We start from the raw sequence: 9,185 nt of genomic DNA, 5'->3' as shown, positions 1-9,185 counted from the left end.
CCTTATTGGGCTTTTTTCTTACCTACCACCAACGAATTGCAGTAATAATGCTTGGCAATGCCCAAGCCATACCAAAGACGAACGCAAGAATAACGACACAATAAGCGAATTTGCGGGCTTTTTCCGAGCGGTCGATTATTTCTAACATTTTGCGTATCTCCTCAAATATGTTAAAATTCATTCAAATTTATATCCTCTTAGGTAGAGTAAGTGGATATGAAAAAACCCCGAAAGTTCGCACCTTTCGCAGGGTTTATTACATTTGTTGGGTTAATAAATTTTCATCAATGTCTGATCGGGCTATTTAGTCCTAACAAATAGACAAACTGAAATTATTTTAAATTGCTGCGGCTAATCTCAATCCATTTACGAATATTATCCACCTGGGCCGCACACAAATCCCGCTCGCTCATTACTACAACCAGGTAATCTATTGCATCTCCGTAAGTCTCGCCTGTAAACGCTGTTTGCGTGCAAGGAATTAAATAGGCTTGTGGTGGTGCTAAGTACTCAGTCTTTATTGTTACTCTTTGACTGCAGCTGCTCAATAGCAGCACGAGGCATAGGCACACGAGCACACGGCTCTTTAACCAAAATCGTTTTAATGCTTTCACGTTTTACCTCTGCTTGTTTGCGTAACTCAATTGTCATCACTTGCTGATGTCTGACCGCTTCAATCTCTTGTTCCAGTTGAATGGTGAGATTGGCATTCGCTTGTTCTTGCTCAACAATCGTTTGGGCTTGTGTGAGGTTTTCGGCTCTTAAGTGTAATACCGTCTGATGCTGACCCCATAACCCAACACACAAGCCCAAAATCACTGCGGTTAACGCGACGTTAAATCGGCTAAACATAGTGCTTTCTCTTTCTCACGGCGTGCAGCTAAACCAGGTAGCTTACGCCCGCCAGCATAGACCCAACGAGGAAACTCATTGCACGCTTGCTTGTAATTGCCTGTTTGTAAATGCTTAAACATCGTGGACCTACTTACTGCACCGCAACCTACATTAAAGGTAATCGACACTGCAGCATCAAATACCGATTGTGGTAGCTGTTTACCATTGCCATATTTATTCACACATTGCTCGGCAATCACAACATCGTTCTTCCAACGCTCGGCAATTTCCAAATCAGAATATCTGTGTTTTGGATCGATTTTCTCACCGCTTGCTGCTGTTGAACCAATCCCCACCGTAAGTACATCCGCTAGGCATTGATACGGGTCTCGTCTACACCCTTCTGCATCGCCAATAATTTCCAAACCTTGCTTAGAGGTGCGAATTTCACCGCCAAAATTGGCAAACAATAACGGAATAATCGCCCCCACAGAACAGACACCCGTGCCGAATCCTAAAGCGGTTCTTGTTTTAGGTAACTTCATCATCTAACCCCTTTCTTAAGCAAGCCATTCTAACTTGGTGCAATTCTTCTTTTCGCTCATCTTCGCGTTTTAACATTCTGCCTTCAGCACATTTTGAATACGCATTCACCACCGCTGTGATAATACCAATTGTGATACTGAGCAACATCAGGTTATTCTGATCGCCCAACCACGCAAGCAGCCCAGAAAAACCCGACCAAAGATAACTTTGATTTCCTGGGTCTTTAAACATTGATTTCATACTCCACCCCGTTTTCGAGGCAATAAAAAAGCCCCGACTGGAAAACCAATCAGGGCTGTAAAATTCATTTATTGCGTTTACGCTTGCTAATATCGCAAGATATTACAAATATATACTTTATCGTTAACGGCGTCAATCACTTATTTTGAAATTCACGCCCTTTGCAACTAAAAAGCCACTTACCATATGCTTTGAGTATCGAATATAACTACAATAAGTGCCGTACTTAATCCGATACTTCAAATCACGCACCGCATCGTTATCTTCCATACGAGCTACAAATTTATGATCTAATACCAACGCATAATCTGGCTTATGCTTCTTTAGCCATCGCATAAACTCATCAATCAACAAATACACCTCATCGGAAGGCGTGTCCAAATAGCGAGGAACATAAGACATAGGCACAAACGGAATAGAAGGTGTAACGCACGGATATTCAGTTCCAATTCGACACTTTGCCCAATTTTTCCCCCACGCTTGCAAAATTTCCTCAATCGTTAAATTTTCACAACTACGCATCCTGCTTCAACCCCCTTACCTTTGCCCGATACACCTTAATCAGTTCTTTGATTTCCTCCACCGACAACTTCAATGGGGGATGGTCTTTGCGTTCTAAGAATTCCACCCGTTCCAGCCCGATTTTCTCAATCAGCCCCAAACGATATTCCAAAATGTTCCCGATTAAATGATTGTTGCAAGCGGAACATTGTTTGTGAACATTATCCTCATTAAACCGCAATTCAGGACACGCTCCCACGCTGCGATAATGCCCTGCGTGATATTGCCCTTCGTGATAGCGACCACATGAAATACACGGCAAATCTTTATCTCGTAGCCGAATAAACTCATTAAACGCCTTTTGAGCTTCCTTCAGCCAATCAGAGCGACTTTTCAACGCCTCTTTTCTCGCTCGTATTCTTCGCCCTGCTTCCAAGCAGTCAGCTTTTTCAAGTTTTTTGCGTTTTTCTTCCGCTTTCCGCTTGCTGTATGCAATTGCACACTTCATCGAGCAAACCTGCTGCGTAGACTGCTTTTTAATGTAATACGCCCCGCACTCATTACATTTATGCTGTTTGGGTGGTTTATTCATTGATAATTTCCTCTTCCTTCCACTGCATCCCACAGCGGAACCCCGTGCATTCAAACGGCTTGATTTTGTCAATTTCCGATTTCTCGCTAAATTCCCGCCAATCTTTCAACACCGCACCGCAAGCGGGGCAACGGTACGGATCGTTATTGTTGTTCATTTTTTCCCCTTAAAGATTTACTTAAAAGTATAAATAACACTTGAATTTTTATACTTATGCGTATAAAATGACCCCATCTTAAACAAACACAGGAGATTAAGTGAAACCCAGACAATTTCTGAAATACTTGCAAAGTCAAGGTGTGGAAATCCAACAAGGCACGAAGCATTACCGCTTATACCGAAATGGCAAAAACACACAACTAACAAGAAGCTCAAAAGATATTGCCGATGCAACGGTCAGCAAAATCAAAAAGCAGTTAGAAATTGAATAATCCCAAGCCCTCGAAAGGGGGCTTATTTAGGCACTTAATCACCAAACACGGAGAAAATAATGCGTTATTACCCAGCAACCCTCGAACAACTCGAAGAAAATGGCAAAACTTACTATCTTGGTTCATTTCAATTTAGTGAAAATAGCTTTGCCAACGTACAAGGCGATACAGAAGCTGAAGCCATTGCCGAATTAGAATCAAGCCTCATTGGTGCAGTGGAATTTGCGATCAAAGATGAAGAAATCTTCCCTGAACCTAGAAAGCCCCAAAAAGGCGAAATCCTTGTTTTAATGCCTACGCTGGTTGAAGCCAAAATGCTCATCAACAACGAACGCGTAAAGCGTAAACTAAGCAAAACAGAACTCGGCAAACTCGCAGGCTTTTCCCCTGCAGAAATGCAACGCTTGCTTAACCCGTGGTATAAAAGCGGCATTGATAAGCTCGACCGCTTAGCTCAAGCCCTTAACTTGACCTTTAACTTAACCCTTAACTAGGTATGGAAAAATAATTTGTCACTTTTACCTCCTGCATAATTGCATTGTGCAATCGTTTAATATAAAATGTTGTTATCTACAACCACAATGAAAAACTATGATTAACCTAACCGCCTCACATTTTCGTGATGATTATCTCTACCGCTTTTACCAATTTGGCGAAAGTCACAGTAAAATTCCTGCGAACCTAACCAATGTGCTTGCTCGCAAATTGGATATGATCAACGCAGCCGAAAACATCAACGATTTACGAGTGCCACCAGCTAACCACCTTGAACTACTCGAACCGAAAGAGAATAAAATCTATTCCATTCGAGTGAATAAACAGTACCGTCTGATTTTCAAATTTGAAAACGGCACACTGTCCGATTTATTTTTAGATCCGCATACATACGCACTATAAGGACGAACAATGAACATTACAGAACGCAAACCAACCAGTGTAGGCGAAATCCTACTAGAAGAATTTTTAGAACCACTTAACTTAAAAGTAGGCGATTTAGCTCAAATTCTTGACGTACATCGCAACACCGCCAGCAGCCTAATCAATAACAACACTCGCATTAGCTTAGAAATGGCGGTTAAACTCTCGAAAGCGTTCAGTACCAGCCCTGAATTTTGGCTGAACCTACAAACTGCCGTGGATTTATGGGAACTCAACCACAACAAACGCTTTCAGCAAACATTAGCGAACGTGCGAGTAGCGAATCAATGGCAAGCAATGCCAGCTTTTGCAATGTAAATCCCCCTACGCTTGACAAGCTCCTCGTTCAAGCGTAGGATATTTCTCACAGGGTCTCAAAAGCCCTTATAAAGCACGGTTATTCACCCCGTCAGCGTGATTTTTTTGTGCCTGCGATTTAGTGATCTAAGCGCTTACCATTACTTAGCTCATTACAAGCGGTCAAAAAATACAAATTATTTTCAATGGTCGAGAGTGTGAGGAATACAACACCGCAAGGGAATAACTCCGCTCGATGCTTTACGAGTTTTGAGCTCTTGACCGCCCAATTATTGGGATTTCCCTCAAAAGGAATAAAGCGATGACTACTCAAGTTCAATTCTCAACATTCAATTTCCACAATTTTCCCGTTCGTACAATTACTGATCCAAAAGGCGAAATCTGGTTTTGCGGCACAGATGTTTGCAACATTCTCGGTTATCAAAACTCAAGAAAAGCATTGCAAGATCACTGTAAAGAAGCTGGTGTAACGAAACGTTACACCCCTACCACAAGCGGAAATCAAGAAATTACATTCATCAACGAACCCAATCTTTACCGCTTAATCATCAAATCTCGCAAACCTGAAGCAGAACGATTTGAAGCGTGGGTCTTTGAAGAAGTCCTCCCCCAAATTCGCAAAACAGGCAGCTATTCGCAAAACGTGGAAGAAATCAGACCGCTTGAAATCACGCTCAAAGTACAAATGCTTGATAACCTCTACTATATGGCAAAAAACGCAAGCGAACTTTGTCACCAATACCGCAAGATGATGAACGACATCATCAACGCATTAAACATCGAATACTTCCGACCATCGAAACCTGATTACAAATATCAGTTGGTCTCAGATATGCAATTCGCCCTTGATGATGTAGAAGTTATCCTAAAAACGCATACACGAGAGCAAACCGTAAAAAACATCGAACTCGCTAAACTACGCCGCTCATTCTAACCACACCGCCCTACGGGGCGGTTTTTGTTTAATAAAAAAACGCATACAAGCGGTCTAAAATCCGCTCATCATTGCAACCTTTGAAAATATTTTGCATTGCCGCATTGATTAACGCGGAATAACACCGCTCAAATTCGTCTTGTTCCATATTGCCGTAAGAGAGTGATTGAGCTTCCACCCGCATTCGCCCGTCAATCGTATAACTCGCCACCTTGTAGCCCGCTAGCACCGTCAGATTTTTGCGGAAGGTGTCGAATTGAGTACGTTCATCAAAATATCGCCATTCGGTTTTATCCGCTGCCCAATGGTCAAAACAGAACTTGAAGAAAGCGAATACCTTGCGATGAAAAGCAGGATTGCGAACCTGTTTAATCTCCACTTGGTACTGCTCCCCCGTCTTGAACTTCATCAAGGCTTCGGCTTGCATATCATCCAGCGGAGCAAGCATTCCACCTGCCATTTTGAGCATTTCAAGTTGCATTATTTTCTGTAACTCTCCCAATCAAACGCAATCATTGCACCGCCACCTTCTCGCATACGGTCAACAATTCGCTCGCCCACATACGCCCCAAGTTCTTGTTGTGATAGGTTGCTGATTAAAATTGTCGGTTTCATCGCTTCGTAACGCTCATTGATGATTTCAAACAAAATGATTTTTTCCGCTTCGCTCCCGAACTGCACCCCAATTTCATCAATCACCAGCAAATTAGGAACAATGTAGGTTCGCATCACTTGCTCTTCGCTCTCTTCTGCGTTTTTGTTCCACGAGGATTTCACTTTACGGGCAATACGTAACGCCGTGGTAAGCAAGGCTTCGTCTTGGTATTGCTCGATTACGTGATTGATAATCGCACAAGCTAAATGGTTCTTACCCGTACCAGGTTTCCCGCATAAAATCAGCCCACCACCTTTCGCCTTACGCTCTTGCCACTTGTTCGCATAGGCTTGGCAGAATCGTTTTGCTTTAGCATTCGCCTCCGTCTGCTCGTAGTTCTCAAAGCTCGCTTTCTCAAAACGTTTTGGCACGCCAGAGTGATATTTCAAATCAGCAATCAAGCCCACTTGCACCCGTGCTTTCCGCTCCGCTTCACGCTGTTTTAACCGAGCAATCTCGCCTTGCAAGCATTGCGGGCAGTCGGTTCTGGTTGTCCGTTCAATCGCATCAAATCGGCGTACCCATTGGCGATAATGACCGTGATGTTCACAGCTTGCCACCGATTCTGATGTCACACAGCCATCCAACGGTTTAAAACCTTGCGTTGCTGCTTGCAAACGTACCTCAAGGTTTTTGAGGTCCTCTTGGAATTTTTCTTCAGGGGTCATACCCAGTCCTTAGCCCAATCAGGCGTGTCTGTCGTGCCATAATCTCGCTCTGCAAAGCCAACGTGGGCATTTGGCTTGGTGGAAGCGGTCGAATGTTGTGGCGATGTTGCAATCGATGGGTATTCATCCAACCAACGCCAGTTGTTCAGGTATGTGGTCGGGTGTAGCTTGTCAAAGCCAAACTGGTGCAATGCTAACCGCTTGCGAATATCGTCCACCAGCATCTGCGTAAAGTCCTCCAACGTGGTCGGATATTTAGCCTGATGGCTCTCGTAGGCAGATTTAAAACTCTTCAGGGATTTTTGCTTGTTCACCTTCGTCATCCCTGCTTGCCAAAATTGTTCGAAGTGCACCTCGAAATTTTGCACCGTTCGCACAATATTATTTTGGTTAATTGACTGGTTAATAGAGTGATTGGTTATGGGTGAAATATTTTCACTAGGGGGTAGTGAACCATTTTCACTAGGGGGTGAAATTCGTTCACTAGGGGGTGCAATATTTTCACTCCCCTTTTCAAGGTGCAAAATGTACAAATTCGAACTTGAACCGTCCTGATTTTTGCGTGATTTTTTCTCCACCAATCCCATTTTGATAAGTGCATCGATGTGTGAAATCACAGAACGACGACTTACCTCGCAATGATCTGCAATATGCTGATAACTTGGAAAGCATTCACCTTTATCATTCGCATTGTCCGCTAATTTCAGCAACACCAATTTACGAGTAGGATTGCCCACTTTTAATTTCATTGCCTGAGCGGTTAATAACATACTCATAATCCCACCGCCTTATCTTGTGTAAATTCACCGTTCCAATTGGATTTCATTGTTAATTTCTGTTGCGTGTACCACTTATAAATTTTGGCTGCCCCTTTTTGTAGCAACACAGGGCGATAAGTGAAAAACGGCTCTTTGCCGTGTGGCGAAATAGGCACAGGCTCTTCCGTCATATAGCGATCACGTGCGTAAGAAGTCACCCGCCAATCATTATTGCCATCTTTGTAAAGCCATTTCACCTGCTGTAAATGATCGTTAATTTTCTGAGAATTCACGCCATTCAAGCCTTTCGCAAATTGCGGTGCAGTGATGCCATTGCGGAAATAACTTTCCATCGAGGTAATCTGTGTTGATTGTTGCTGGTTCTCGAGCAATAACGCCTGTTTTTGTTCTTCCAAATCTGCTGCCAAACGCAAGGCTTCCGCAAAAGTCTGCGGTAATTGCACCGCTTGTTTTGCTTCTAACTCTTGCCAGCGATCAACAACAGCGGCGGTAAACTCAGGAGATAAGCGAGCGACAACAACAAAAGTATCTCGCTTGTTTAATTCGTAATAATCAAACCATTGATTTCTATACTCAAATTTTAGCGGCTCAATTTGAGCGACTAAATTTTGCTCAATTAAATCACGAATAACGCGTAATACGTTTTTATGCTCTTTATGTGTAAGCCCCGCAATCTCACGACTACTCATCGTTAAGCTTGCATTTTTTTCTGTAATCGGTAATAATTCTGTCACTTTCATTAAAGATTTATTCCTGTATAGAACCCGTGTTACTGCACGGGTTTTTTATTTGCCTAAAATCCACCGCTTATTTTTGTGGGCGGTAAAGTGAGTGCTGAACTTTCAACTGCCCTTTTGTAATCTCTTGCAAGCGATACGCATTCTTTTCTGGAATAATTGTTCCCCATTGCGAAACAGCAGAAACACTAATCCCTAACGCTGTAGCGACTTTTTCTAGCGTTCCAAAGTATTCAATGACTTCTGGTTTATACATTTCGTTGATCTCTTATAAATAAAATTTAAGCATTCTTAAATTTACTATTAAAGACAACTTAAGTCAAGAAGTGTTAAGATAACTTAACAAAACAACCACCAGTAAAAGGGAATTTGTTATGAGTACTCAAACGATTGGCGAAAGAATTAGACTTCGTAGAAAAGAATTAAAATTAACCCAGAAAGATGTTTCCTCTGCGATCAAAGGCGTGTCAAACGTAGCTGTATCACAATGGGAAAGTAACACCACAAAACCCAATGCTGAAAACATTCTTGATCTTGCATTAGTTTTACGTTGTGATGTTAGTTGGCTTTTACGTGGTGAGGGAGAATCCAATATCGCACCTGCTGATATTGGAATGAATAAAGTCCCTCTCATTAGCTACGTTCAAGCGGGCGTATGGACAGGTGTTGAGGAACTCAGAGAAACTTGTGGGGATTACGATTATATCCTGACTGATTTAAATGTCTCAGAAAACGCCTTCGCCCTTCAGATTGTGGGGGATTCGATGGAGCCTGATTTTATTGAAGGTGATGTCGTGATTATCGATCCGCAAGAACAACCGCTTGCAGGCGAATTTGTGGTTGCAGTCAATAAAGAATATCACGCCACCTTTAAAAAATACCGACCACTTGAAGATATCGATCAATATGGCAGACGACATTTTGAATTAGTGGCGCTGAATCCAGACTATCATAAACTTTCAAGCCGTAAGCAAGAGATCCGCATTATTGGCACAATGGTAGAGCACCGTATTTATCGTAGAAAGAGATAGG

General features: G+C 42.5%; 19 protein-coding genes. 6 read left to right on the top strand and 13 right to left on the bottom strand.

Annotated elements, in window-relative coordinates; genetic code table 11:
• Positions 1 to 22 precede the first annotated feature (22 nt).
• From B0185_RS10405 to B0185_RS10250, 8 genes are all read right to left on the bottom strand, one after another.
• Positions 23 to 148: a hypothetical protein gene (locus tag B0185_RS10405; protein ID WP_005705605.1), complete on the bottom strand. Its 126-nt coding sequence runs from the start codon at positions 146 to 148 to the stop codon at positions 23 to 25.
• Positions 149 to 332: 184 nt separating this feature from the next.
• The gene (gene lysC / locus B0185_RS10445; protein ID WP_419471355.1) at positions 333 to 557 is read right to left on the bottom strand and encodes an Rz1-like lysis system protein LysC; all 225 of its coding nucleotides are present in this window, start codon (positions 555 to 557) and stop codon (positions 333 to 335) included.
• Positions 511 to 852: a DUF2570 family protein gene (locus tag B0185_RS01645; protein ID WP_005705840.1), complete on the bottom strand. Its 342-nt coding sequence runs from the start codon at positions 850 to 852 to the stop codon at positions 511 to 513. The genes lysC and B0185_RS01645 overlap by 47 nt, the downstream gene beginning before the upstream one ends.
• A complete protein-coding gene (locus B0185_RS01640; RefSeq protein ID WP_005705704.1) occupies positions 825 to 1,379 on the bottom strand; it encodes a lysozyme in 555 nt (184 codons plus the stop codon). Before B0185_RS01640 ends, B0185_RS01645 begins: the two co-directional genes overlap by 28 nt.
• On the bottom strand, positions 1,366 to 1,611 hold the full coding sequence (locus B0185_RS01635) for a hypothetical protein (RefSeq protein ID WP_005705820.1): 246 nt from the start codon (positions 1,609 to 1,611) through the stop codon (positions 1,366 to 1,368). The genes B0185_RS01640 and B0185_RS01635 overlap by 14 nt, the downstream gene beginning before the upstream one ends.
• A 141-nt stretch (positions 1,612 to 1,752) precedes the next feature.
• Positions 1,753 to 2,142: a hypothetical protein gene (locus B0185_RS01630; RefSeq protein ID WP_005705737.1), complete on the bottom strand. Its 390-nt coding sequence runs from the start codon at positions 2,140 to 2,142 to the stop codon at positions 1,753 to 1,755.
• Positions 2,135 to 2,713, bottom strand: coding sequence for a recombination protein NinG (locus B0185_RS01625; RefSeq protein ID WP_005705657.1), 579 nt, complete (start codon positions 2,711 to 2,713; stop codon positions 2,135 to 2,137). The genes B0185_RS01630 and B0185_RS01625 overlap by 8 nt, the downstream gene beginning before the upstream one ends.
• Positions 2,706 to 2,870, bottom strand: a complete 165-nt coding sequence (locus B0185_RS10250) for a hypothetical protein (protein WP_005705635.1) — start codon at positions 2,868 to 2,870, stop codon at positions 2,706 to 2,708. The genes B0185_RS01625 and B0185_RS10250 overlap by 8 nt, the downstream gene beginning before the upstream one ends.
• 100 nt (positions 2,871 to 2,970) lie before the next feature.
• Here B0185_RS10250 and B0185_RS10095 point away from each other — a divergent pair, with 100 nt between their 5' ends.
• The 5 genes from B0185_RS10095 (at position 2,971) to B0185_RS01600 (ending at position 5,314) form a co-directional block, all read left to right on the top strand.
• Positions 2,971 to 3,144, top strand: a complete 174-nt coding sequence (locus B0185_RS10095) for an mRNA interferase (RefSeq protein WP_100208013.1) — start codon at positions 2,971 to 2,973, stop codon at positions 3,142 to 3,144.
• Positions 3,145 to 3,203: 59 nt separating this feature from the next.
• Positions 3,204 to 3,638, top strand: a complete 435-nt coding sequence (locus B0185_RS01620; protein WP_005705607.1) for a type II toxin-antitoxin system HicB family antitoxin — start codon at positions 3,204 to 3,206, stop codon at positions 3,636 to 3,638.
• Positions 3,639 to 3,735: 97 nt separating this feature from the next.
• Entirely contained in the window at positions 3,736 to 4,041 is a 306-nt protein-coding gene (locus B0185_RS01615) for a type II toxin-antitoxin system RelE/ParE family toxin (RefSeq protein ID WP_005705597.1), read from the top strand.
• 15 nt (positions 4,042 to 4,056) lie between these two features.
• Entirely contained in the window at positions 4,057 to 4,380 is a 324-nt protein-coding gene (locus B0185_RS01610) for a HigA family addiction module antitoxin (RefSeq protein WP_100208016.1), read from the top strand.
• Between the two features lie 301 nt (positions 4,381 to 4,681).
• Positions 4,682 to 5,314 (top strand): BRO-N domain-containing protein, encoded by a 633-nt coding sequence (locus tag B0185_RS01600; protein WP_005705858.1) that lies wholly within the window; start codon positions 4,682 to 4,684, stop codon positions 5,312 to 5,314.
• Positions 5,315 to 5,342: 28 nt separating this feature from the next.
• Here the strand turns inward: B0185_RS01600 and B0185_RS01595 are convergent, their stop codons facing one another.
• The 5 genes from B0185_RS01595 to B0185_RS01575 all read right to left on the bottom strand — a co-directional run bounded on the left by B0185_RS01595 (position 5,343) and on the right by B0185_RS01575 (position 8,409).
• Positions 5,343 to 5,795: a DUF1367 family protein gene (locus B0185_RS01595; protein ID WP_005705767.1), complete on the bottom strand. Its 453-nt coding sequence runs from the start codon at positions 5,793 to 5,795 to the stop codon at positions 5,343 to 5,345.
• Positions 5,795 to 6,637, bottom strand: coding sequence for an ATP-binding protein (locus tag B0185_RS01590; protein WP_005705766.1), 843 nt, complete (start codon positions 6,635 to 6,637; stop codon positions 5,795 to 5,797). The genes B0185_RS01595 and B0185_RS01590 overlap by 1 nt, the downstream gene beginning before the upstream one ends.
• The gene (locus tag B0185_RS10310) at positions 6,634 to 7,413 is read right to left on the bottom strand and encodes a helix-turn-helix domain-containing protein (RefSeq protein WP_005705855.1); all 780 of its coding nucleotides are present in this window, start codon (positions 7,411 to 7,413) and stop codon (positions 6,634 to 6,636) included. The genes B0185_RS01590 and B0185_RS10310 overlap by 4 nt, the downstream gene beginning before the upstream one ends.
• On the bottom strand, positions 7,410 to 8,156 hold the full coding sequence (locus tag B0185_RS01580) for a Rha family transcriptional regulator (protein WP_005705770.1): 747 nt from the start codon (positions 8,154 to 8,156) through the stop codon (positions 7,410 to 7,412). The genes B0185_RS10310 and B0185_RS01580 overlap by 4 nt, the downstream gene beginning before the upstream one ends.
• A 67-nt stretch (positions 8,157 to 8,223) precedes the next feature.
• On the bottom strand, positions 8,224 to 8,409 hold the full coding sequence (locus tag B0185_RS01575; protein WP_005705808.1) for a Cro/CI family transcriptional regulator: 186 nt from the start codon (positions 8,407 to 8,409) through the stop codon (positions 8,224 to 8,226).
• A 118-nt stretch (positions 8,410 to 8,527) separates the two neighbouring features.
• Between B0185_RS01575 and B0185_RS01570 the strand changes: the two genes are divergently transcribed.
• Complete coding sequence (locus B0185_RS01570; protein ID WP_005705604.1) at positions 8,528 to 9,184, top strand: LexA family protein; 657 nt, start codon at positions 8,528 to 8,530, stop codon at positions 9,182 to 9,184.
• Position 9,185: the final 1 nt, after the last annotated feature.

The sequence above is a fragment of the Haemophilus parahaemolyticus genome (assembly GCF_002015035.1).
Lineage (GTDB): Bacteria > Pseudomonadota > Gammaproteobacteria > Enterobacterales > Pasteurellaceae > Haemophilus_A > Haemophilus_A parahaemolyticus.
Note: the sequence above shows the minus strand (reverse complement) of the source record. Positions and strands in the feature narration are given on the sequence as shown.